Source organism: Streptomyces sp. NPDC014801, assembly GCF_043082085.1.
Taxonomy (GTDB): Bacteria; Actinomycetota; Actinomycetes; order Streptomycetales; family Streptomycetaceae; genus Streptomyces.
Window position 1 is genome coordinate 168,723 of the sequence record NZ_JBIBXG010000009.1, and the last position, 21,092, is coordinate 189,814.

Here is a 21,092-nt window from a genome sequence, read left to right on the forward strand (position 1 = left end):
GAAATGTGGGTCGGGTCACACCGTGGCGGTCACCGTGCGCCGAGATCGAGGACCGGCTGGAGCCGTTGCCGCATCATCTCGGTGAACTCGGAGTCGCCGTGGGCGTCCTCGATCTCCCGCAGCAGGGTGCGGATCACTTCCTTGGCCCGGTCCAGCCCCTCGGCCTTGAACACGTAGTACACATGCTCGCCGCGCAGGAGGACCGTCGGAACGGCCGTGTCGCCGTAGAGGCGGCGGTAGAGGTCGATGACCTCCTCGCTCAGGGCGAGCGCCCGCTCGAAGTCGCCCTCGTCTGCCGCCGCGCGAGCGCGCTCCGGCAGATCCCAGGCCTCGTCCACGATGCTCCGCTCGCCCGAGGCGTCACCGGGCGGGCCGTCCGGTTCCGGTTCCGGTTGCGGGTCCGGGACCGGTTGCGGTTGTGGCCCGGCGGAGCCGTCCCGCCCGGACCGGGCGGCCTCGCGGCGCACCTCCGTGAGCGTCTGCCGGGCCTGCGCGGTCCCGGGATGCCGTGACCCCAGGGCCTCGGCGGCCAGCAGTGCGTTCTCCCCGGCCAGCGCCACGGCGTCGGCGTACTCGCCCACGGAGGCGAGGACCTGCGCGAGGTCCCCGCGGGCGACGAACGTCTCCGGGTCGTGGGGCCCGAAGAGCCGCTGCGCCTCGGCCAGCTGCTCACGGGCGAGCGCCAGGGCCCGTTCCCTGTCGTCGACGACCGCATAGGCGTTTGGCAGCAGACCGCGCGCCGTGAACGTCACCTCGCCGTCCGGGCCCGCCGTCCGCAGCGCGGCGGCGAGCGCGCGCTCGCCCATCGCCACGGCGCGCCGGGAGAGCCCGTTCGTCGCCAGCCACAGACAGGCGTCCACGAAGAGGTACGCCGCCTCCACCGTGTCGTCATCCGGGGCGGAACGCGCCGCGAAGGCCTCGACGTGGCTCGCGAACACCCGGGCGTCGGCGCTGCCCATCGCCCGCGCGAGCTCCTCCTCGCTTCCCTCCCCCGGCAGACGATGGGCCTCCATCTCCAGCAGCGTGACGGCGAGCCCGCGGTACTTCGCCACGAGGTCCGCGGCCCGGTCCGGGTCCGGATCCTCGGGATACGGGGTGCGCGCCACCGCCTGGACCAGCCGGTGCACCGACAGCGTCCCGTCGCGCACGGTGACGAGGCTGTGGGCGGCCAGCCGGCGGATCGCCTCGGTCACCTCCAGCGCGTCGCCGAGCGGGGCGAGATACGACCGGGGGATCCCGTCCGGCGCCCACCAGGCGATGACGTGCAGGATCATCGAGGCCAGCCGTCCGAGCCGGGCCGTCGTCACCCGCAGCACCCGGGCCACCGTCCGCTCCGCCTCACCGCCTTCGGTGCCGGCCGCGAACAGGGCGGCCGGGTGCCGGGCCAGGAGCGCGCCGTACTCCCGAGGGGTGATCCCCGCCTCGCGGCAGTACGCCGCCGCCTGGTCGACGGCGAGCGGCAGGCAGCCGAGTTCGCGGCACAGCTCTTCCACGCCGTCGGTGGGTCCGTGCCACACCCGGGTGAACAGCTCGACGGCCTCGCTCAGCGGGAGCACGTTCAGATCCATCGGGCGCGCGAGCCCGCGCCAGCTGGTCGCGCCGAGGCGGGTGGTGATCAGGAAGCGGCCCTTAGGCGCGCGCTCCAGCAGCGGCCGGATGTGGGCCGGGTCCGTGACGTTGTCCAGCACGATCAGCCAGTCGTCGTGGCCCGCGAGCCACTGGAGCGCGCGCTCGCGCAGGGCGTCCTCCGGCAGGACGCCCACGAGGGAGGGCTGGAGGGCGCGGCTCAGCGCGGCCAGTCCGGCTCCGACGTCGGCGGCGGTCTCGGCGGTGATCCACCAGACGGGGTTGAGGTCCGCGATCCGCCGCGCGGCCCAGCAGGCGGCCAGCGTGGACTTGCCGACACCGCCCAGCCCGTGGACGGCGTGCACGGCGACGCCGCCGGGCTCGCGCATCGCCTCGTCCAGCGCGGCGAGTTCGTCCGCCCGGCCGACGAACAGCGCGGTCGGGCGCGGCAGATACCGCACGGGCTCGGTGAGCGGTCCGAGTGCGAGGGCCTGAGGGGGAAGGACCGTGGCGTTGCGGATCTGCGTCACGTGGTCGCCGGTCGCGACCTGCTCGATGTCGCCGCCGGCCGCGACCGCGCGCTCGCCGGACGCCTCGACGCTCTGCCGCGGCGGCTCCTCGCCGTCCGTCGTGCTCACGCGTCCCCCGTCGACGCCGAGCCGATGTCACCACCCGCGGCGATGGAGCGCTCACCGGAGGCGGTGACGTTCCGGGGCGCCGGAGGTGTGGCCGGCGGGGACGCGGGCGACGGGGACGCGGGCGGGGTGGCGGGGGCGTTGCCCGTCGACACGCTGCCGATGTTCCCGCCGGCGGCGACCGACCGGGCCCCGCTCGCGGTCACGGTCGTACCGCCGGGCGCCGCGGTCGTCCCGGACGTCCCCGTGAACAGCGCGTACACGGTGAGCGCCAGCCCCACCAGCCCCGCCGCTCCCCCGGCCACACTCGCCCAGGGATCGGCGGCCTGCACATCCAGCACCCCGCCGACGAGCAGCCCCACCGCACCGGCGGCACACAGCCCGATCCCGCCCCACATCAACGCCTTCGCACGCCCCGTCATACGGCCATGATGGCGCCGGGGACGGAGCGGGCGCAGGGGTTTCAGTCGGCGAGGTCCTTGAGGGGCTCGGTGTCCAGGATGATCCCCACAGGATCGGGAAGCTTCACGGTGGCGCCGAAGGGCAGCTTCTCCTGGTGTCGGTAACGGCCGCCTTCCGGCTGGTTGGCGAACGGACGGCTTGCTGGCCGTAGCGGGGGTGGTGCGGGGCGATCGCCTTGTAGCCCATCGCCTGACCGTCGTTCAGGTGGTCGATGTAGCGCGCGAGGTCGCGCTCACGCTCGCGGAGGTGTGCGAAGTCGGCGTCCGCGTGCGGGTGGATGGTGGTGGGGGTTCCGGCGACTTCGACGCAGTTGCCGCTCTCGTCGTCGCTGTAACTCGACTTGTACCAATGCAGCTGGTCACTCACGGCTGGTCCACCATCCGTTCGATGAAACGGGCCGATCCGTCAGGCCGCAGTAACCGTGCACCGCTACGACTGGCCACGGGGCAGCATCCAGCGGTTCGTCGGGCGCGCGGACCGGACGATCACGTAGGGCGGCGTACAGACACCGGGGGCGACACGTGGCCCCGCGTTGGTACGGCGAGCCGACTCCGACCGCGCAGTTCGTGGACGCGGCGGGCCTGATCGGCGCGCTGGGCGTCGACTGAGAGTGGCCCCTTGGCGGCGTCGGGGAGTTCAGGCGGCGCCCGCGGTCCGGCCGCCGTATTCGATGCTCACCGTAATTCTGGCCCCGAGCGCCGCCGCGTAGGTGCTCATCGTCTCCAGGTTGTGGATCTCGCCTCGTTCGATCTGAGAAACCCGCACCTGCGAGATTCCCGCCAATTCGGCCACCTCGGCCTGCGTCAGGCCCCGTTCCTGGCGGATCTCCCGCAGGTGGTGTCCGACCGCGTAGGCCTCTGTCGCCGTACGCGCAGACTGCTTGCGGGACGCCCACTCCCTGTCGGTCACCTCGGGCTGCGAACGCCGGAGCCGATTCTTGACCGTTGTCCAGCTGCTGTACTGGCTCATCGTCGCTTCCCGTCCTCTCCGGCCTCGCCCGCGGCGGCGGCCAGGTACTCGTCGTAACGCTCCTCGGCAAGTGGGATCGACTCGCGGTACCAGTCCCGCCAGCGGCCGGCCTTGTCGCCCGCCACCAGAAGGATGGCTTGTCTCCTGGGGTCGAACACGAAGAGGATCCGGACCTCGGTACTGCCGGCGCTCGCCGGCCGCAGTTCCTTGAGATTGTGAGTGCGGCAGGCGGTGAGCTTGTCCACCAACGGGCGGCCGAGTGCGGGACCGTGCTCCGCCAGCATGTCGATCGCCGCTTCGACGAGGTCCGCCGACACCGGGTCCTCCTCTGCCAGCTTGAGCAGCCACGACTCCACCTCTGAGTGGAGGTTGATTTCCCAGACCATGCTGCGCATCCCAGCGTAGGACGCGACCGCCTAAAAGGAAATCCTTATACGTTCAGCTCAACGAGTGATCGCAGCGCCCTGCACGCTCTCTTGTCACTTGGCCGGGTGGATTCCCAGGGCGTCGCCGATTTCCTGGGCCATGACGCGGCCCGCTTCCAGCTCCAGGGTGTCGTCGCCGAGGTCGGACTGGTCGGTGTCGAGGCCGTCCAGTTCCTCCAGGGGCTGGTTGAGGCGGACGTGGATGAGGACCGACTGCAGGGCGCGCAGGACCGCGGAGGCGGTGGGGCCCCAGTTGGAGAAGTAGGAGAACTGCCACCACCACAGGGCCTCCGTGGTGCGGCCGGCGCGGTAGTGGGCCATGCCGTGGCGCAGGTCCGTGATGACGTCGGCGAGGTCGTCGGAGAGCCGGGCCGGGACGGGGGCCTTGCGGGGCTCGTAGGGGTCGAACACCTCGGAGTAGACGTCGACCGGGTCGAGCAGACGGGCCAGGTTCTCGCGGAGGGCGTCCACGTCGAGGTCGGGGCCCGTGTCGGGTTCGTAGCGCTCGTCGGGGACGATGTCCTCGTGGGCGCCCAGGCGGCCGCCGGCCAGCAGGAGCTGGGAGACCTCCAGGAGGAGGAAGGGGACGGACGAGTCCGGCTCGTCGCCCTTGGCCACCTCGGTGACGGCCACCAGGAAGCTTTCGATCTGGTCGGCGATCTGGACCGCGAAGTCGTCCGGGTTCTGCTCGGTCGCGTGCAGCGTGGCGTCAGACATCTAGGAGTCGTCTCCCCTCGAAGGCGCGGCCGAGGGTGACCTCGTCCGCGTATTCCAGGTCGCCACCCACCGGGAGGCCGCTGGCCAGGCGGGTGACCTTCAGGCCCATGGGCTTGATCATCCGGGCGAGGTACGTGGCCGTGGCCTCGCCTTCCAGATTCGGGTCCGTGGCGAGGATCAGCTCGGTGACCGTGCCGTCGGCCAGACGAGCGAGGAGTTCCCTTATGCGCAGGTCGTCGGGGCCCACGCCCTCGATGGGGCTGATGGCGCCGCCGAGCACGTGGTAGCGGCCGCGGAACTCGCGCGTCCGCTCGATCGCCACCACGTCCTTGGGCTCCTCGACCACGCAGATGACCGCCGGGTCGCGGCGCGGGTCACGGCAGATCGCGCACAGCTCCTCCTGCGCGACGTTGCCGCAGGTGGCGCAGAAGCGGACCTTCGCCTTCACTTCGAGCAGGGCGTTCGCCAGGCGTCGTACGTCCGTGGGTTCCGCCTGGAGGATGTGGAAGGCGATCCGCTGCGCGCTCTTGGGACCGACGCCGGGCAGCCGCCCCAGCTCGTCGATGAGGTCCTGGACCACGCCTTCGTACAACGGACTGCCGTCCTTCCTGGGGTTCCTTCACTACGTACGGTAGAGGGCCATGGGCCCGCCGAGAAAGGCGGGTGACGCCATCCGAACGCCGTCACCACACCATCACAGGCGGCGTGTGGACGGCGTCAGGACCGCGCCGGACCCCCCTCAGAACGGCAGACCGGGGATGCCGCTGCCGCCGCCCAGGCCCTGGGCCAGCGGGCCGAGCTTCTGCTGCTGGAGGTTCTGCGCGTTCTCGTTGGCCGCCTGGACGGCCGCCACGACCAGGTCGGCCAGGGTCTCGGTGTCCTCCGGGTCCACGGCCTTCGGGTCGATCTTCAGGGCGCGCAGCTCGCCGGCGCCGGTCACGGTGGCCTTCACCAGGCCGCCGCCGGCCTGGCCCTCGACCTCCGTGTTCGCCAGCTCCTCCTGCGCCCTGGCAAGGTCCTGCTGCATCTTCTGCGCCTGCTGCAGCAACTGCTGCATGTTCGGCTGGCCACCACCGGGGATCACGTTCAGCTCCTTGGCGTCGGTCCGGATTCGCCGGGTCACCGGACCGTCGCCCGGTCCGGAAATCACCGCTCTGCACGAGCCTACGTGGTCCGGGAGGGCATCGCGCCGCCACTCTTTCGAGTGAGGCGATCTCGTCTCCTATACCTGATCAAGGCCCTCTTCCGGGCGGAAAAGAGGCGAAAGGTCGCCCATCGCCACCCATTGGGCGGTAGGAAGGGTCCGGCGCATCAGCATCACGCGTCACTGGGGCACTGGGTCACCAGGCCTCCGGGTCAACTGGATCACCAGGTCACTGGATCACCGGGTCACCGGGGCCGTGGATCATCTGGTGACGCGGTGTGATCGGTCGCGTTCGGTCGGGATCAGTAGGGAGTGCCGGGGTGGGTCAGCCGGAGATGCAGCCCGAGGGTCCGCCTCAGGACGGCTGGGGCGAGGGTGCGGCCGGGCTGCGGCCGGGCGATCTGACCGGGCGGGCGTTCCCGCTCGGGGACTGGGGGGAGCCGGCGCAGCGGCTCGACGAGCTGTACCGGTGGGTGGAGCGCGGCGCGCTGGAGACGGCGGCCTGGTATCTCGCCGACCGGGTGTGGAAGCGGCGCGGGGCGCGGCTGCTGCGGACCGGGGCGGCGGTGGGGGCCGTCGCCGGGGCGTCGCTGCCGCTGCTGGATCTGACCGGGGTGATCGGCGGGGTCGCGCCCTGGGGCTATCTGGCGCTGCTGATGGCGGTCGCGTGCGTGGGGGTGGACCGGTTCTTCGGGGTGACGTCCGGGTGGATAAGGGACGTGGCGACCGCGCAGGCCGTGCAGCGGCGGCTGCAGGTGCTGCAGTTCGACTGGGCGTCGGAGAGCGTGCGGGAGGTGCTGGGTCCCGCGGAGGGGACGGCCAGCGAGGCCGCGGAGCGGTGCCTGGGGGTGCTGCGGCGGTTCTCCGAGGACGTCACGGAGCTGGTGCGGACGGAGACGGCGGACTGGATGGTGGAGTTCCGGACGGGGTCGGCGCCGCTGGGGATCCAGTCGGCGGTGGCGTCGCCGGTGGGGCGGGGGGACGGGACTGTGGTGCAGGGGCGGTTTCCGTTGCCGCCGGGGGGTGGGGCTCGGCCGAACATGCCGCGGCAGCGGCCGCCTGAGCCTCGGTGACGCGGATGCGGGGCCCTGCGGTGCGCTGTGACCGGGGGTGCGGTGGACGCCGTGGGGTGCGGTGCCCGGCGTTGCGAGGCGCCCGGCGCAGGGGTGACCGCCGTGGGGTGCGCGGCCCGGCGTTGCGAGGCGCCCGGCGCCGGGGTGACCGCCGTGGGGTGCGCGGCCCGGCGTTGCGGGGTGCCGCTGCGCCCACCCGTGCCGCCCCAGCGGCACGACTGCCCGCAGCTACGCAGGACTGGGTGGGCGCCGCCCCAGCGGCACGACTGCCCGCAGCTGCGCCGGACTGGGTGGGCGCCGGCCCAGCGGCATGACTGCCCACAGCTGCGCGGGGTGGGGCGCCGGCCCAGCGGCACGACTGCCCGCAGCTGCGTACGGCTGGGTGGGCGCCGGCCCGGGCGGCACGCTTGCCCGCGGACCGAGCGGAGGCACGCTTGCCCGGGGGGCCGGCTTAGTTCTGGCGGGTGTAGGTCAGTTTTTCGTTGGTGGTTGTGTTGAGGCGTTCCAGGTGGCCGTCGGGGAGGAGGGTCACCTCGGTGGGGGCGCCCGGGGTGCAGGCGGAGGCCGGTTCGCCTGTGGTGACCGTGGAGGGGCCGATCTGGAGGGGGCCGTTCGGGGCGGGGGTCCGGGTGAGGGTGGCCGTGAACTCGCAGTGGTAGCTGCCGGTGCCGGCCGGGCCCTCGGCGACGAGCGTGAGCACCGTGTCGCCCACCTCGCCCTGGCGGATGGTCAGCACGCGCGTGTTGACACCCGTGGCGTTCTCGATCGTCGCCGTCCACGTGCCGAGGTAGGACTCCGGGACCGTGCCGTTCCCCGGTGACGGGGACGCGGAGTCGCCGGTGGGTCCCGGTGAGGGTGCGGTGCTCGTCGTGCTGGTCGTCGGCGTCGTGGTCGGCCCGGGGTCCGGGTCCCGGGCGTCGCCGCTCATGAACGCGTACACCGAGCCGCCCGCCGCGAGCGCCACGACCAGCGCGATCAGGACGAGCAGCAGCGTCGAACGGCCGTTGCGGCGCGGCGGTTCCTCCTGGCCGAACGGCGGCGGTCCGTAGGGCGGCGTGCCTCCGAGCCCGTTCCACGCTCCCGCCTGCTGCGGGTAGCCGTAGGCGCCGGGCGACTGTGGGTGCTGATAGCCGTAGGCACCGGGCCCGCCGTACGCTCCCGGCGCCCCGGACGCCTGGCCGTGCTGCACGCCGTGCTGCACGCCGGGCTGCGCACCGGGCTGGTGGGGCACGCCGTACGGCGCCGCCTGGGGGTGGCCGTGCGGGGGCGTCTGCGCGGGGGCGGCCGGTGCCGGGCCCACGCCCCGCGCCACGGCACCGCTCTCCCCGGCGACCATCGTCGGCAGATACCCCGGCTGCCCCGGTGGGGGCGGTCCCGTCAGGCCCTCGCGCGGCCCGGGCCCACCGGTCCCGCCGGCCGCCTCCCCGGGCGACCCGTGCTCCGGTACGGCCCCGGGTGCGCGGCCGGGCTGTTCGGGCACGGCCCCCAGCGCGCGCCCGGCCTGGTCCGCCACGGCCCCCGGGGCATGGCCCGATCGGTCCGCCACGGCCCCGGGAACGCCGCCCCGCTGATCCACTACGGCTCCGGGCGCTCCGCCGGACGCGGGCGCCGCGTGGGCCGGGGCACCGCCGGGAACGCCCTCCGGACGCGGCGGCACGGCGCCCGGCGTGGCGCCCGAGCCCGCCCCCGGCGTGACGCCCGGCGTGGCGCCCGAGGCGGCGTCCGGCGTCGGTTCGCTCGCCGGGCCGGTCGGCGTCCCCGTCGGCAGCGGTGCCGTACCGGCCGTGCCCTCCGGGGCCTCCGTGTCCAGGAGGCGGACCGCGTGGCGGCCGAGCTGGGCGACCAGGGCGCTGGGGAGCCAGGGGTCGCGGGAGCGGCCGTCGGTGACCGTGTCCTCCGCACCCGTGATGTCGAGGATGTGCTCCAGGGTGGGGCGGGCGGCCGGGTCCTTGCGCAGGCACTGGCGGACCAGGTCGGCGATGCCCTCCGGCACGCCCTCCAGGTCGGGTTCCTCCTGCGCGATGCGGTACATCAGGGCGTGCGCCCCGCTGGTCGCGGAGCCGAAGGGAAGGGTGCCGGTGGCGGCGTAGGCGAGCACCGAGCCGAGGCAGAAGACGTCGCAGGCCGGGGTGATGCGCTCGCCGCGCACCTGCTCGGGCGCCATGAAGCCGGGCGAGCCGACCAGGGAGCCGGTGCGGGTGAGTCCTTCGCGGGCCGGTGTCTCCAGCGCCCGTGCGATGCCGAAGTCGATGACCCGGGGGCCGTCGATGGTGACGAGGACGTTGGAGGGCTTCAGGTCGCGGTGGACGATGCCCGCCGCGTGGATGTCCCGCAGGGCGTGGCCCAGTCCCGCCGCCAGGATGCGCACCGAGCGCTCCGGCAGGGCGCCGTGGTCGTGGCCGACGACCCGTTCCAGGCTGGGCCCGGCGACGTACCCGGTGGCCACCCACGGCACCGGCGCCTCGGTGTCGGCGTCCAGGACGGGTGCCGTCCAGTACCCGCCGACCTGCCGCGCGGCCTGCACCTCCTGCCGGAACCGCGCCCGGAACTCCTCCTGCGCGGCCAGTTCCTCGCGGACCAGTTTCACGGCGACCGTGCGCCCCCGGTCCGAGCGGGCCAGGTACACCTGCCCCATGCCGCCGGCTCCGAGCCGCGCGAGCAGCCGATACGCGCCGATGCGGTGCGGATCCCCCGGCCCCAGCTTCTCCATGCCGCGCCCCTCCCCCTGTGCAACAGATCCACGATAGTGCGGGGTCGGCGCAGGGGGGCGGGCCACTGTCTACGGTTGCGTAACAGCCGTGTCCAGCTCGTCCAGCGTCCGGGACAGGCGTTCCAGCAGGGCCACGGCCGTCGCCAGTTCCGTCTCCCCGAAGGCCTCGGCGAGGCGGTCGGCGAAGGCCGCGTGGCGCGGGCCGATGCGGGCGACGGCGGCGCGCCCCTCCTCCGTGGGCGCGAGGAGCTTGGCGCGGCGGTGGGCGGGGTTGGGCCGGTACTCGGCCAGGCCGCGCTCCACCAGCAGGTCGGCGATGCGCTGCACGCTCTGCCGGGTGATGCCCATGGCGCGGGCGATCCCGGCGACCGGCAGCGGCTCGGTGAGCACGGCCCCGAGCACCTGCCACCACGCGGCGGTCAGCCCGGCCGGGCGGGCCAGTTCCTCGGCGAGGGCGAGGAACTGGCCGTTCAGCCGGAACACGCCGAGCGCGCTGCGGCTGAGCAGGTCCTGACGGGCGCGGCTCATGAGGCCAGGGCCTGCTGCAATTCGGCGTACGCCTTCGCGTCGGAGTCGTGGAAGAGGCGGTACCAGGCGTCGGTCACGTGCTCGTCGTAGGCGCCGAGCAGCCGGAAGATCTCCCGGGCGAAGGCGACGGGCTCGGTGGGGCCGGCGCTGACCAGCAGGCCGTCGGTGACGGCGTCCGTCTCGACGTACTTCTCGCCGCCCGCGTACCCGGTGGCCGCCAGGTAGGGCGCCGCCCCGCTGGTGTGGGCGCGGTCGTCGAAGAGGCCCTCGCGGGCGAGGCCGGCGGTCGCGCCGCAGATCGCGGCGACCGGCACGCCGGCGTCGAGGAAGGCGCGGGCGGTGCGGGCGAAGGGGGCGAGCGGGTCGCCGTCGGCGTTCCAGTCGTTGGCGCCCGGCAGGATCAGCAGGGAGCTGTCCTCGGGACGCACCTCGTCGAGCGCGAGGTCGGGCTGGATGCGCAGGCCGCCGATGCTGGTCACGGGCTCGCGAGTGAGGCCGACCGTGCGGATCGGGAAGCCGGCGAGCGCGAGGTGCGCGGTGGCGTGGCCGGTCTCCCAGTCGGCGAGGGTGTCGTAGACGGCGAGGTGTACGGGCTTGCGGTCGGGCGTGCGGTCGGTGCCGGTCATGTCTGCCTCCCACGTCTGCCCCGAAGGGATATGACAACAGGCTGTCAGTTCGACAGGATGCTGTCAATAGCCGTGGTGGGATCGCGGAGTCCGGTGTAATCGCGGAGTCCGGTGGCGATGGCGGAGTCCGGTGAGAGCGCGTCTCCCCCGCCCGTCCCCTCACACCTCGACAAACTGTCGTGGAAAGGCCCTGTCCACAGACAGGACGCCGATACCGTTTCCGCATCGCGGACATTTACCCTCGCCGACATGACCCCTCATCTGCCCGACCCCCAGACCGGCGCCGCCGTGAAGGCCGCGGACCGCGCGCACGTGTTCCACTCCTGGTCCGCGCAGGACCTGATCGACCCGCTCGCCGTCGCCGGCGCGGAGGGGTCGTACTTCTGGGACTACGACGGCAAGCGCTACCTCGACTTCACCAGCGGGCTCGTCTACACCAACATCGGCTACCAGCACCCGAAGGTCGTCGCGGCGATCCAGGAGCAGGCCGCGACGATGACGACGTTCGCGCCCGCCTTCGCGATCGAGGCGCGCTCGGAGGCGGCCCGGCTGATCGCCGAGCGCACCCCCGGCGACCTGGACAAGATCTTCTTCACCAACGGCGGCGCCGACGCCGTCGAGCACGCGATCCGCATGGCCCGGCTGCACACGGGCCGCCCGAAGGTCCTCTCCGCCTACCGCTCGTACCACGGCGGCACCCAGCAAGCGATCAACGTCACCGGCGACCCGCGCCGCTGGGCCAGCGACACCGGCACGAACGGCGTCGTCCACTTCTGGGCGCCCTTCCTCTACCGCTCCCGCTTCTACGCCGAGACCGAGGAGCAGGAGTGCGCGCGGGCGCTGGAGCACCTGGAGACGACCATCGCCTTCGAGGGCTCGGCGACGATCGCCGCGATCATCCTGGAGACCGTGCCCGGCACGGCCGGGATCATGATGCCCCCGCCCGGCTACCTCGCCGGGGTCCGCGAGATCTGCGACAAGTACGGCATCGTGTTCATCCTGGACGAGGTGATGGCCGGCTTCGGCCGCACCGGTGAGTGGTTCGCCGCCGACCTCTTCGGCGTCGTCCCCGACCTGATGACCTTCGCCAAGGGCGTCAACAGCGGATACGTGCCGCTCGGCGGCGTCGCGATCTCCGGTGCGATCGCCGAGACCTTCGGCGAGCGGCCCTACCCGGGCGGGCTCACCTACTCCGGGCACCCGCTGGCCTGCGCCGCGGCCGTCGCCACGATCAACGTGATGGCCGAGGAGGGCGTCGTGGAGAACGCGCGGCGGCTCGGCGAGACGGTGCTCGCCCCCGCGCTCGCCGACCTGGCCGCGCGCCACCCGAGCGTCGGCGAGGTGCGGGGCACCGGCATGTTCTGGGCGCTGGAGCTGGTGAAGAACCGCGCGACGCGCGAGCCGCTGGTGCCGTACAACGCGACCGGCCAGGCGAACGCGCCGATGGCGGCCTTCACCGCGGCGGCCAAGGCGCACGGCATCTGGCCGTTCGTGAACATGAACCGCACCCATGTGGTGCCGCCGTGCAACGTCACCGAGGCCGAGCTGAAGGAGGGCCTCGCGGCGCTGGACGCGGCCCTGTCGGTGGCCGACGGATACACGGAGTAGCTCCCCGGCCGGCAGACCGCCCGGTCGGCCGAACGCGTAAGGTGGCGTGCTCGTAGACACCCCTGCGAGCCCGCCACCTCCCGCGCGTTCCGGAAGGAGCCCTCACGACCATGCCCGGCAGTACCGGCTCCGGTGCCGTGACCCGCAGCACCCTGCGCCAGCAGATCGCCGACGCGCTGCGCGACGAGGTGCTGGCCGGCCGGCTCAAGCCCGGGCAGGAGTTCACCGTGAAGGAGATCGCCGAGCAGTACGGCGTCTCCGCGACACCGGTGCGCGAGGCGCTGGTGGACCTCGCCGCGCAGGGCCTGCTGGAGGCCGACCAGCACCGCGGGTTCCGCGTGCACGAGTACTCCGTCGCCGACTACCGCGGCATCATCGAGGCCCGCAGCCTGGTCGTGGAGGGCATGTTCACCGCCCTCGACCTCGGCCACAAGGGCTACCGGGACCTGCACGAGCCGCAGGTCGCGGCCGCCGCGGCCGGGGTGCGGCGGCGCGCCGAGGAGGCCCAGCGGGCCGCCCGGGCCGGCGACCTGACCGTGCTGATCGGCTACGACCTGCGGTTCTGGCGCGAGCTGAGCACCCTGTTCGGCAACCCCTACCTCGCCGACTTCCTGCACCGGCTGCGCGTGCAGTCCTGGGTGTGCGCGGTGCAGCACCTGCGGCTGCTCACCGATCTGCGCGGCCACCTGTGGGCCCGGCACACCGAACTCGTCGACGCCCTCTCCCGGCGCGACACCGGGGCCGCGCGGTCGATCGTCACGTCGTACAACGCGCACTCGCTCGCGCTGATCGAGCGGCTCGCGGACCGGGCGGCCGGTGAGCGGGGCGCGGGGGAAGGCGACGGCTGAGGGCGTGCCCGCAGGCGCGGGCCGACCCGGACGTACCCACGCCTTACGGGCGCGGGTGGCAGCGAATACGCTTCCCTGACCATCGCGTGCGCTGTTGCTGTGTGAGGAGCCTCTTTTGGCCTGTGACCTGTGGCTGGTACCGCTCGTCGACGTGTTGGTCCACGCACCCGACAACCCGTTCGCCGAGGAACTCGCCCAGTACAACGCGGCGCTCGGCGAGGCCGGTCTGCCGCCGGTGCCGGTGTACCAGTACATGCCGGGGCTGTCCGGCGACGTCGGCCCGGTCGCCGGATTCGACTACGACGCGCTGCACTTCCTGCGCCGCGCCTATCTGCTGCAGGTGTGCGGGCTGCCGGTGACGCCGGTGGACGAACTGGGCGGCGACTACGAGCAGTTGCTGGAGATGTTCGAGACGACGGCCCAGCAGTCCCACCTGGTGTGGCACTACGACCACGCCGGGGCGTACGTCCCGCTGGACTTCCCGCAGCCGCTGTCCAACGACGACCTCCTCGCCGGGGGCGGCCCGTTGGGATCCTCGCAGGGGCTGCTGCGGGAGCTGGAGCAGGTCGCCCCGGCGCTCGGCATCGACCCGGCCAACCCGCCGGCGCCGCCGCAACCCCCGCTGGAACCCACGGAGTTGGAGCAGCCCGCCGCGCCGGCGCCGTACGACCCCAGCCCCTTCGCCCGCGAGCGTCACGTCTGGCTGGGACTGCACGCGGCGGCAACGCGGAGCCTGGCGCAGGGGTCGATGATCGTCTTCAGCTGACGGCCGGCCCGGTCACTCCATCATCCGGGCCGTCCCCGGCGGGCGGGCCGCGCGTGTCACTGGAGCTGGGACAGGCCCTTCTTGAGGTCGTCCAGGTTCATGATCGGGGTGACCTCGAGCGTGGCGCCCAGGTCGCTGAAGAGCGGGTCGAGAGTGGGCACGATCTGCGAGCTGTCGGGGATGTCGACGACCAGCAGCATGGAGCGGCAGCCGTCGAGCGGTCCGAAGTAGGCCGCCTCCGGCTTGATCCGCTCCAGGGCGCCCTGGACTATCTCGGGCATCTTGCCGGTACGGATGGCCTCGTTGCCCCGCTCGATGTCCACGTTGGCCTTGATGAGTACGCGCATCGCAGTCACCTTCTTCGCGCCGACGCACGTCTACACCTTCACGGTATGCCCGGCGGGCGGGGTTCGCCCGCCGGGCATGAGGCGGGGCCGGGCGCCCACCGGCGCCCCTCCGTTCCGTGCCTGACGCCGGCTCAGTCCCCGCCCGCGGCACGGGCCCACCGAGGCGGGCCGCACGGCCGGCTAGGCGATGAGGTGGATCTCCGGGGGCCACAGGATCGCGTCCGCGAGGAGGAGGGCCGGGCCCAGATGGACGGGGCACAGCTGCAGCGGGGGGCGGCGGTGGCGGATCACCTCGAAGCGGGCTCGTTCTCCGCACCCCGTGCCCTGGACCTCTCCGCCGTACGGGCCCTGGCACGGCGCCTCACGGAGGGGCATGCCCCGATTGGACCACGAAACGGGCGCCCCCGCTTGCCGAGGGCGCCCGTTTCCTGCTGTGCGCGGGATCTAGAGGAAGGAGTTGATCTCGATCGTCTCGTCGCGGCCCGGGCCCACGCCGATCGCGGAGATCGGGGCGCCGGACATCTCCTCCAGGGCCTTCACGTACGCCTGCGCGTTCTTCGGCAGGTCGGAGAAGGACTTCGCCTTGCTGATGTCCTCGCTCCAGCCCGGCAGCATCTCGTAGACCGGCTTCGCGTGGTGGAAGTCGGTCTGCGAGTACGGCAGCTCCTCGACGCGCTTGCCGTCGATCTCGTACGCCACGCAGACCGGGATCTGCTCCCAGCCGGTGAGGACGTCGAGCTTGGTGAGGAAGAAGTCGGTCAGGCCGTTCACCCGGGTCGCGTAGCGGGCGATCACCGCGTCGAACCAGCCGCAGCGGCGGTCACGGCCGGTGGTGACGCCCCGCTCGCCGCCGATGCGGCGCAGCGCCTCGCCGTCCTCGTCGAACAGCTCCGTCGGGAACGGGCCGGCGCCGACACGGGTGGTGTACGCCTTGAGGATGCCGATCACGCGGCTGATCTTCGTCGGGCCGACGCCCGCACCGGTGCAGGCACCGCCGGCGGTCGGGTTCGACGAGGTGACGAAGGGGTACGTGCCGTGGTCGATGTCCAGCAGCGTGCCCTGGCCGCCCTCGAAGAGCACGACCTTGTCGTCCTCCAGGGCCTGGTTCAGGATCAGCACCGTGTCGGCGACGTACGGCTTGATCTTCTCGGCGTAGCCCAGCAGCTCCTCGACCACCTGCTCGGCGGCGATGGCGCGCCGGTTGTAGAGCTTGGTGAGGATCTGGTTCTTGACGTCGAGGGCCGCCTCGACCTTCTGCTGCAGGATCGACTCGTCGTACAGGTCCTGCACCCGGATGCCGACGCGGTTGATCTTGTCCGCGTAGGTCGGGCCGATGCCGCGCCCGGTGGTGCCGATCTTGCGCTTGCCGAGGAAGCGCTCGGTCACCTTGTCGACGGTGACGTTGTACGGCGTGATGACGTGCGCGTTGCCGCTGATGAGCAGCTTGGACGTGTCGACGCCGCGCTCGTTCAGACCGCTCAGCTCGGAGAGCAGGACCGACGGGTCGACGACGACACCGTTGCCGATGACCGGCGTACAACCGGGGGACAGGATTCCGGAGGGGAGGAGGTGGAGTGCGTACTTCTGGTCGCCCACGACGACCGTGTGGCCGGCGTTGTTGCCGCCCTGATAGCGCACTACATAATCCACCGATCCACCGAGCAGGTCGGTGGCCTTTCCCTTGCCCTCGTCACCCCACTGAGCACCGAGCAGCACAAGTGCGGGCACGCGCGTACACCCCTTCCGGGCGGGGCATGTCCAGGGTCAGGGGCGTACGCGGAGGATTCCGCCGCGTGCACCTCGGCCGTCGTTGGCCGCTCAACCGTCGGACCGGATGCCCCGGAATAGACGAAGCCCCTGGCGCAATAGCGCAAGGGGCTCTTGCACAAAGATGCTACCCGAGGAAGCGAGGCAGGACCGAGGTGGCGACCTTCGCGATGTCCGACCAGCTGTTGGTGATCATCGATCCGGTCGCCCGGCGGACGGACGGGGAGTCCGTCAGAATCGCGAAAGACGTGCTCAGCGCGGGTGCCGCGACGAAGGTGTGTCTGCCGGAGAGCCCGGAGGAGTTCGCCCGGATGCTGCTGCGGCGAGGGTCGCGGCGGCCGGTCGTGGTCGGCGACGACCGGGCTCTGGTGCACGCGGTGTCCCTGTTGCACCGCCATCGGGAACTGGCCGGATGTGTGCTGTCGGTGGTGCCGGTCGGCCCGGCGCTGTCGGTGGCGCGCACGCTCGGCGTGCCGACCGGGGCGGTGGCGGCGGCGCGGGCCGTGCTGGACGGGGCGGAGCGGCGGCTGGACCTGCTGGTCGACGACAGCGACGGGGTGGTGCTGGGCGGGCTGCGCATCCCGCCGGTACGGGAGGCCGCGCAGGTCGCGCGGGGCGGGCCCGTGCCGGGGGAGGGCGGGGCGGAACCGGAGACGGCGGCGTGGCCCTGGCTGCGCAGCTGCCGGTCCTTCGTGCACGCGCTGGTGCCGGCCCGGCCGTCCCGGCCCGCGCCCGGTGGCGACGGCCCTGCGCGGCTGCGGGTGGAGGTCGACGGGGAGCTGCTGGTCGGCACGGAGCAGCCGGTGTCGGCGGTGTCCGTCACGCCCGGGGCGACCGGTGTCGCGGAGGTCGAGGTGCGGCCGGTGTCGGTGGGCGCGGCGGCCACGCCGCTGCGGGCGGCGGGCCGGCGGGTGACGGTCACCGGCGCGGACTTCCGCTACCGGGCGGACGCGGCGGTCTCCGGCCCGGTACGGCGCCGGGAGTGGACGGTCGTGGAGGACGCCTGGGGGCTGACGGTGCCGGCGACGGGGTGACGGTGCCGGCGACGGGGTGAGCGTCGGGGCGGCGGGCTCCCGCGTTCACGTCCCCGAGGGGCGCCGGGGGGACGGCGGGCTCCCGCGTTGACGTTCCCGAGGGGCGCCGGGGACAGGGCGGCAGGCCCCCGCCGTTACGTCCCCGAAGGCTCGCCAGGCCGCGCGGCGGCTATCTGCCGAAGCGTTCCTCCCGGTAGGTGCGCCAGCGTTCCATCATCCCGGCGACGTCCTTCTCGATGAACTCGAAGAACGCCAGGGTCTCGCTGAGGCGGGCGCCGGCCGGGGTGTGCGCACCGAGGCTGCTCACGCCCTCGCGCAGAGCGTCCTCCCAGCGCTTGATGATCGCCTCACGGTTGGTGAGCGCCTCGTACCACTGGTCGCTGTGCACCCGGTACCGCTCGCGCCGCGACCCGGGCTCCCGCTCCCGCGACACCATGTGCACCTGGGAGAGGTAGCGCACCGCGCCGGACACGGCGGCGGGGCTGATCCGCAGCTGCTCGCCGAGGTCGGCGGAGGTCAGCGCGCCCGTGTCGGAGGCCAGCAGCGCGGCGAAGACCCGGGACGGCATGCGCGGCATGCCCGCCTCCACCAGCTGCGCCGCGAAGTGCTCGACGAAGCGCGACACCGCCTCGGGGTCCCGTCCGTCCGTCCGCTCCACCGTGCCCTCGCCCACCGTGTCCTCGCCCATGCCCTCAGCCTAACGTCCGTTTTCGCACTTCCTTAACTTCACAAATTTCTGAAAGAAGCGTACGTTCGGAGCCATGACGAAGGCCATCTCGGTGTCCGGACTGCACAAGTCCTTCGGCCGCACCCACGCCCTCGACGGGCTCGACCTGGAGGTCGAGGCCGGCGAGGTGCACGGCTTCCTCGGCCCCAACGGCGCCGGCAAGTCCACCACCATCCGCGTCCTGCTCGGACTGCTGCGCGCCGACTCCGGCGCCGCGCAGGTCCTCGGCCGCGACCCCTGGACGGACGCCGTCGAGGTGCACCGCCGGATCGCGTACGTCCCCGGCGACGTGACCCTGTGGCGCAACCTCTCCGGCGGCGAGGTCATCGACCTCTACGGCCGGCTGCGCGGCGGACTCGACCCCCGGCGCCGCGCCGAACTGATCGACCGCTTCGAACTGGACCCGACCAAGAAGGGCCGCACCTACTCCAAGGGCAACCGGCAGAAGGTCGCGCTGGTCGCCGCGTTCGCCTCGGACGTGGACCTGCTGATCCTCGACGAGCCGACCTCCGGGCTCGACCCGCTGATGGAGGAGGTCTTCCAGCGCTGCGTCGCCGAGGAACGCGACCGCGGGCGGACCGTCCTGCTCTCCTCCCACATCCTCAGCGAGGTCGAGGAGTTGTGCGACCGGGTCAGCATCGTCCGCAAGGGGCGCACCGTGGAGAGCGGCTCCCTCGCCGAGCTGCGCCATCTGACCCGCACCAGCGTCACCGCCGAACTCGCGGGCCCGCCCGACGGACTGGCCGGCCTGCCCGGCGTGCACGACCTCGACGTCCAGGGCCGCCGGGTGCGGCTCCAGGTCGACACCGACCGGCTGGACGCCGTCCTGCGCTCGCTCGCCGGGACGGGCGTCCGTTCGCTGACCTCCACGCCGCCGACGCTGGAGGAGCTGTTCCTGCGCCACTACCAGGACGAGACCACCGGGCACGCGGGACACCGGGAAGAGGTGGCCCGATGACCGCCGGCGCGCTGACCGGGACCGGCACCCTCACCCGCTTCGCCCTGCGCCGGGACCGGCTGATGCTCCCGGTGTGGATCGCGGTGACCGCGCTGATGGTCCTGTCGATGCCGAACACCCTGAAAAGCCTGTACGCCACCGACGCCGACCGCGCCGGCCTGCTGCGCCAGATGTCCGCGAACTCCTCCCTGCGCGCCATGGTCGGCCCCGTCTTCGACGACTCCCTCGGCGCGCTGACCGCCTGGCGCGTCGGCGTGTACGCCGGGGCGCTCGCGGCCGTGACGAGCCTGCTGGTCGTCGTACGGCACACCCGGGACGAGGAGGAGAGCGGGCGGCAGGAGCTCATCGCGTCCGGCATGGTCGGGCGGCGCGCCTCGCTCACGGCGGCCCTGCTGGCGGCGGCCGCCGGCAACGCGGTGCTGGCGCTGCTGCTGGCGGCGGGCCTGGCCACCCAGGGGACGGCGGGGGCCGTGGCCTTCGCGCTGGGCGTCGCGGGCACGGGCCTGGTGTTCGCCACGCTCGCGGCCATCGTCGCGCAGCTGACGGAGAGCGCCCGGCTGGCACGCGGGCTGACCGCGGCGGCCCTCGGCGGCGCCTTCGTGCTGCGCGCGGCGGGCGACGCGGCACGGGACGACGGCTCCTCGGCGCTGACGTGGCTGTCGCCGCTCGGCTGGCTGGAGAACGTGCGCGCCTTCGCCGGGGAGCGGTGGTGGGTGCTGCTGCTCCTGGCGGCGGCCGTCCTCGGACAGGGCGCGGTGGCCTATGTGCTGGCCGGGCGCCGGGACGTCGGCATGAGCTTCCTGCCCACCCGGCCGGGCCCGGCGGCGGGACGGCTGGGCACGGCGGGCGCCCTGGCCTGGCGGCTGCAGCGCGGCAGCGTGCTCGGCTGGTCGGCCGGCTTCTTCCTCGCCGGCGTGGTCTACGGCGGGATGACCGAGGGCGCGGCCGACCTGGTCGGCGACAACGCGCGGGCCCGGGAGATCTTCGAGCGGATGGGCGGGCAGTCCGGGGTGACGGACGCGTTCCTGGCCGCGATGATCGGGGTGATGGGCATGGTCGCGGCGCTGTACGTCGTCGCGTCGGTGCTGCGGCTGCACGGCGAGGAGACCTCGGGCCGCGCCGAACCGGTGCTGGCGGGCCCGGTCGGCCGGCTGCGCTGGGCCGCCGGCCACCTGCTGATCGCTTTCGGCGGCTCCCTGCTGCTCATGCTGCTCACCGGCCTCGGCTTCGCCGCCGGTTACGGCCGGCGGCCCGGCCCGATCCTCGCCGCCTGCCTGGTGCAGGTGCCCGCGGTGTGGGTGATCGGCGCGGCGGCGGTCCTGCTGTACGGGCTCGCCCCGCGGATCGCGCCGGCCGCGTGGGGCGTCGCGGGCGCCGCACTCCTGCTCGGCTGGGTGGGCCCGGCCCTGAACGTCCCCCGAACGGTTCTGGACCTCTCCCCCTTCGGCCACCTGCCGAAGCTGCCGGGCGGGGAGATGACCTGGGGGCCGGTGGCCACGCTGTCGGCGCTGGCGGCCGTGCTGGTCGCCACGGGGCTGACGGGCCTGCGCAGGCGGGACCTGATCACGTGACTCAGTCGGCGTACTGCCGGAGTTCCTCCGTGTCGAGGACGACGGCGACCGGATCGGGAAGGGCGAGGCGCTCCCCCAGCTTGGCCGTGTGGACGTCCCGGTAGCCGACCGCCGGGTCCGGGTTGCTGTGCACCACCAGCGACCGGTGGTCACGGTCGATCAGGAGGTGGACCGGGATGCCCGCCTCGGCGTACGCCTTGGGTTTCTCCACGCGGTCCCGGCTGTGCGTGTCGGAGTCGTACGACGTGACCTCGACCACCATCAGCACCCCGTCAGGTTCCGCCCAGTCTCCCTGACCCACGAAGTGATCGACAGGCGCGAGCACACCGTCCGGCCGAGCCCGCCCCCTGCGATACGCCTCCACCTTGAGCCCTTGGAGCGGATTGAGGTCGAGCTCCGGCCGGGCCCTCATGCACTGGCGAATCAGCCACATGATGATGGCGCCGTGGTTGCCGTTCGTCACTTTCTTGAGTCCGATCCGTCCGTCGATGAACTCGAACCTGACGGTCTCGTCCTCGCGTTCGGCGAACTCGGCGATCCGCTCGAACATGTCCACCGACAACTGGGACGAAGCGCGCTCTGCCATAACCGTCATGGTGCCTCCCTTCGCA

Annotated in this window: 23 protein-coding genes; 7 read left to right on the plus strand and 16 right to left on the minus strand. The window is 73.0% G+C overall.

Annotated features, from left to right (window positions below):
* Positions 1 to 29: 29 nt before the first annotated feature.
* The 8 genes from ACF1AL_RS22630 to ACF1AL_RS22665 form a co-directional block, all read right to left on the minus strand.
* The gene (locus ACF1AL_RS22630) at positions 30 to 2,204 is read right to left on the minus strand and encodes a tetratricopeptide repeat protein (RefSeq protein ID WP_391827109.1); all 2,175 of its coding nucleotides are present in this window, start codon (positions 2,202 to 2,204) and stop codon (positions 30 to 32) included.
* Complete coding sequence (locus ACF1AL_RS22635) at positions 2,201 to 2,623, minus strand: hypothetical protein (protein WP_391827111.1); 423 nt, start codon at positions 2,621 to 2,623, stop codon at positions 2,201 to 2,203. The genes ACF1AL_RS22630 and ACF1AL_RS22635 overlap by 4 nt, the downstream gene beginning before the upstream one ends.
* A gap of 103 nt (positions 2,624 to 2,726) precedes the next feature.
* Complete coding sequence (locus tag ACF1AL_RS22640; RefSeq protein ID WP_391827113.1) at positions 2,727 to 3,029, minus strand: DUF397 domain-containing protein; 303 nt, start codon at positions 3,027 to 3,029, stop codon at positions 2,727 to 2,729.
* Positions 3,030 to 3,299: 270 nt separating this feature from the next.
* Entirely contained in the window at positions 3,300 to 3,632 is a 333-nt protein-coding gene (locus tag ACF1AL_RS22645; protein WP_391701414.1) for a helix-turn-helix domain-containing protein, read from the minus strand.
* Positions 3,629 to 4,027, minus strand: a complete 399-nt coding sequence (locus tag ACF1AL_RS22650) for a type II toxin-antitoxin system RelE/ParE family toxin (RefSeq protein ID WP_384201836.1) — start codon at positions 4,025 to 4,027, stop codon at positions 3,629 to 3,631. The genes ACF1AL_RS22645 and ACF1AL_RS22650 overlap by 4 nt, the downstream gene beginning before the upstream one ends.
* A gap of 84 nt (positions 4,028 to 4,111) precedes the next feature.
* Positions 4,112 to 4,774 (minus strand): DUF5063 domain-containing protein, encoded by a 663-nt coding sequence (locus ACF1AL_RS22655; RefSeq protein ID WP_391827115.1) that lies wholly within the window; start codon positions 4,772 to 4,774, stop codon positions 4,112 to 4,114.
* A complete protein-coding gene (gene recR / locus ACF1AL_RS22660; protein ID WP_366836967.1) occupies positions 4,767 to 5,366 on the minus strand; it encodes a recombination mediator RecR in 600 nt (199 codons plus the stop codon). Before recR ends, ACF1AL_RS22655 begins: the two co-directional genes overlap by 8 nt.
* 147 nt (positions 5,367 to 5,513) lie before the next feature.
* A complete protein-coding gene (locus ACF1AL_RS22665; RefSeq protein WP_366837007.1) occupies positions 5,514 to 5,858 on the minus strand; it encodes a YbaB/EbfC family nucleoid-associated protein in 345 nt (114 codons plus the stop codon).
* Between the two features lie 380 nt (positions 5,859 to 6,238).
* On the opposite strand from ACF1AL_RS22665, the gene ACF1AL_RS22670 reads away from it, so the two are divergent.
* Complete coding sequence (locus ACF1AL_RS22670; RefSeq protein ID WP_366836968.1) at positions 6,239 to 6,991, plus strand: SLATT domain-containing protein; 753 nt, start codon at positions 6,239 to 6,241, stop codon at positions 6,989 to 6,991.
* A gap of 451 nt (positions 6,992 to 7,442) precedes the next feature.
* On the opposite strand, the gene ACF1AL_RS22675 is transcribed toward ACF1AL_RS22670, so the two are convergent.
* From ACF1AL_RS22675 to ACF1AL_RS22685, 3 genes are all read right to left on the minus strand, one after another.
* Complete coding sequence (locus ACF1AL_RS22675; protein ID WP_391827117.1) at positions 7,443 to 9,701, minus strand: protein kinase; 2,259 nt, start codon at positions 9,699 to 9,701, stop codon at positions 7,443 to 7,445.
* Positions 9,702 to 9,770: 69 nt separating this feature from the next.
* Positions 9,771 to 10,229, minus strand: a complete 459-nt coding sequence (locus tag ACF1AL_RS22680) for a MarR family winged helix-turn-helix transcriptional regulator (protein WP_391658909.1) — start codon at positions 10,227 to 10,229, stop codon at positions 9,771 to 9,773.
* Entirely contained in the window at positions 10,226 to 10,855 is a 630-nt protein-coding gene (locus tag ACF1AL_RS22685) for a DJ-1/PfpI family protein (RefSeq protein ID WP_366836972.1), read from the minus strand. The genes ACF1AL_RS22680 and ACF1AL_RS22685 overlap by 4 nt, the downstream gene beginning before the upstream one ends.
* Positions 10,856 to 11,104: 249 nt before the next feature.
* Between ACF1AL_RS22685 and ACF1AL_RS22690 the strand changes: the two genes are divergently transcribed.
* The 3 genes from ACF1AL_RS22690 to ACF1AL_RS22700 all read left to right on the plus strand — a co-directional run bounded on the left by ACF1AL_RS22690 (position 11,105) and on the right by ACF1AL_RS22700 (position 14,077).
* Positions 11,105 to 12,463, plus strand: coding sequence for an aspartate aminotransferase family protein (locus tag ACF1AL_RS22690; protein ID WP_391827119.1), 1,359 nt, complete (start codon positions 11,105 to 11,107; stop codon positions 12,461 to 12,463).
* Between the two features lie 110 nt (positions 12,464 to 12,573).
* Positions 12,574 to 13,311: a GntR family transcriptional regulator gene (locus ACF1AL_RS22695; RefSeq protein ID WP_391778044.1), complete on the plus strand. Its 738-nt coding sequence runs from the start codon at positions 12,574 to 12,576 to the stop codon at positions 13,309 to 13,311.
* A 115-nt stretch (positions 13,312 to 13,426) separates the two neighbouring features.
* Positions 13,427 to 14,077: a hypothetical protein gene (locus ACF1AL_RS22700; protein WP_366836975.1), complete on the plus strand. Its 651-nt coding sequence runs from the start codon at positions 13,427 to 13,429 to the stop codon at positions 14,075 to 14,077.
* A gap of 56 nt (positions 14,078 to 14,133) precedes the next feature.
* Here the strand turns inward: ACF1AL_RS22700 and ACF1AL_RS22705 are convergent, their stop codons facing one another.
* The 3 genes from ACF1AL_RS22705 to ACF1AL_RS22715 all read right to left on the minus strand — a co-directional run bounded on the left by ACF1AL_RS22705 (position 14,134) and on the right by ACF1AL_RS22715 (position 16,152).
* On the minus strand, positions 14,134 to 14,424 hold the full coding sequence (locus ACF1AL_RS22705) for a hypothetical protein (RefSeq protein ID WP_391658906.1): 291 nt from the start codon (positions 14,422 to 14,424) through the stop codon (positions 14,134 to 14,136).
* Between the two features lie 180 nt (positions 14,425 to 14,604).
* Positions 14,605 to 14,799: a hypothetical protein gene (locus tag ACF1AL_RS22710; protein WP_391827121.1), complete on the minus strand. Its 195-nt coding sequence runs from the start codon at positions 14,797 to 14,799 to the stop codon at positions 14,605 to 14,607.
* A gap of 69 nt (positions 14,800 to 14,868) precedes the next feature.
* Positions 14,869 to 16,152: an adenylosuccinate synthase gene (locus ACF1AL_RS22715; protein ID WP_366836978.1), complete on the minus strand. Its 1,284-nt coding sequence runs from the start codon at positions 16,150 to 16,152 to the stop codon at positions 14,869 to 14,871.
* Positions 16,153 to 16,361: 209 nt separating this feature from the next.
* Between ACF1AL_RS22715 and ACF1AL_RS22720 the strand changes: the two genes are divergently transcribed.
* Positions 16,362 to 17,225, plus strand: a complete 864-nt coding sequence (locus tag ACF1AL_RS22720; RefSeq protein ID WP_391658904.1) for a diacylglycerol kinase — start codon at positions 16,362 to 16,364, stop codon at positions 17,223 to 17,225.
* Positions 17,226 to 17,394: 169 nt separating this feature from the next.
* Here ACF1AL_RS22720 and ACF1AL_RS22725 read toward each other — a convergent pair whose 3' ends face one another.
* Positions 17,395 to 17,913: a GbsR/MarR family transcriptional regulator gene (locus ACF1AL_RS22725; RefSeq protein WP_391827123.1), complete on the minus strand. Its 519-nt coding sequence runs from the start codon at positions 17,911 to 17,913 to the stop codon at positions 17,395 to 17,397.
* 73 nt (positions 17,914 to 17,986) lie between these two features.
* Here ACF1AL_RS22725 and ACF1AL_RS22730 point away from each other — a divergent pair, with 73 nt between their 5' ends.
* Together ACF1AL_RS22730 and ACF1AL_RS22735 are read left to right on the plus strand one after the other, a co-directional pair.
* Positions 17,987 to 18,910, plus strand: coding sequence for an ATP-binding cassette domain-containing protein (locus ACF1AL_RS22730; protein WP_391827125.1), 924 nt, complete (start codon positions 17,987 to 17,989; stop codon positions 18,908 to 18,910).
* Positions 18,907 to 20,481, plus strand: a complete 1,575-nt coding sequence (locus tag ACF1AL_RS22735) for an ABC transporter permease (protein ID WP_391827127.1) — start codon at positions 18,907 to 18,909, stop codon at positions 20,479 to 20,481. The genes ACF1AL_RS22730 and ACF1AL_RS22735 overlap by 4 nt, the downstream gene beginning before the upstream one ends.
* A gap of 1 nt (position 20,482) precedes the next feature.
* Here ACF1AL_RS22735 and ACF1AL_RS22740 read toward each other — a convergent pair whose 3' ends face one another.
* On the minus strand, positions 20,483 to 21,076 hold the full coding sequence (locus ACF1AL_RS22740) for a Uma2 family endonuclease (protein WP_391827129.1): 594 nt from the start codon (positions 21,074 to 21,076) through the stop codon (positions 20,483 to 20,485).
* Positions 21,077 to 21,092 lie beyond the last annotated feature (16 nt).

Coding starts and splice junctions, on each gene's coding strand:
- ACF1AL_RS22685 (WP_366836972.1), bottom strand. CDS start 10,855: ATGACCGGCACCGACCGCACGCCCGACCGCAAGCCCGTACACCTCGCC.
- ACF1AL_RS22650 (WP_384201836.1), bottom strand. CDS start 4,027: ATGCGCAGCATGGTCTGGGAAATCAACCTCCACTCAGAGGTGGAGTCG.
- ACF1AL_RS22705 (WP_391658906.1), bottom strand. CDS start 14,424: ATGCGCGTACTCATCAAGGCCAACGTGGACATCGAGCGGGGCAACGAG.
- ACF1AL_RS22675 (WP_391827117.1), bottom strand. CDS start 9,701: ATGGAGAAGCTGGGGCCGGGGGATCCGCACCGCATCGGCGCGTATCGG.
- ACF1AL_RS22690 (WP_391827119.1), top strand. CDS start 11,105: ATGACCCCTCATCTGCCCGACCCCCAGACCGGCGCCGCCGTGAAGGCC.
- ACF1AL_RS22735 (WP_391827127.1), top strand. CDS start 18,907: ATGACCGCCGGCGCGCTGACCGGGACCGGCACCCTCACCCGCTTCGCC.
- ACF1AL_RS22725 (WP_391827123.1), bottom strand. CDS start 17,913: ATGGGCGAGGACACGGTGGGCGAGGGCACGGTGGAGCGGACGGACGGA.
- ACF1AL_RS22680 (WP_391658909.1), bottom strand. CDS start 10,229: ATGAGCCGCGCCCGTCAGGACCTGCTCAGCCGCAGCGCGCTCGGCGTG.
- ACF1AL_RS22645 (WP_391701414.1), bottom strand. CDS start 3,632: ATGAGCCAGTACAGCAGCTGGACAACGGTCAAGAATCGGCTCCGGCGT.
- ACF1AL_RS22710 (WP_391827121.1), bottom strand. CDS start 14,799: ATGCCCCTCCGTGAGGCGCCGTGCCAGGGCCCGTACGGCGGAGAGGTC.
- ACF1AL_RS22635 (WP_391827111.1), bottom strand. CDS start 2,623: ATGACGGGGCGTGCGAAGGCGTTGATGTGGGGCGGGATCGGGCTGTGT.
- ACF1AL_RS22695 (WP_391778044.1), top strand. CDS start 12,574: ATGCCCGGCAGTACCGGCTCCGGTGCCGTGACCCGCAGCACCCTGCGC.
- ACF1AL_RS22720 (WP_391658904.1), top strand. CDS start 16,362: ATGTCCGACCAGCTGTTGGTGATCATCGATCCGGTCGCCCGGCGGACG.
- ACF1AL_RS22655 (WP_391827115.1), bottom strand. CDS start 4,774: ATGTCTGACGCCACGCTGCACGCGACCGAGCAGAACCCGGACGACTTC.
- ACF1AL_RS22730 (WP_391827125.1), top strand. CDS start 17,987: ATGACGAAGGCCATCTCGGTGTCCGGACTGCACAAGTCCTTCGGCCGC.
- ACF1AL_RS22740 (WP_391827129.1), bottom strand. CDS start 21,076: ATGACGGTTATGGCAGAGCGCGCTTCGTCCCAGTTGTCGGTGGACATG.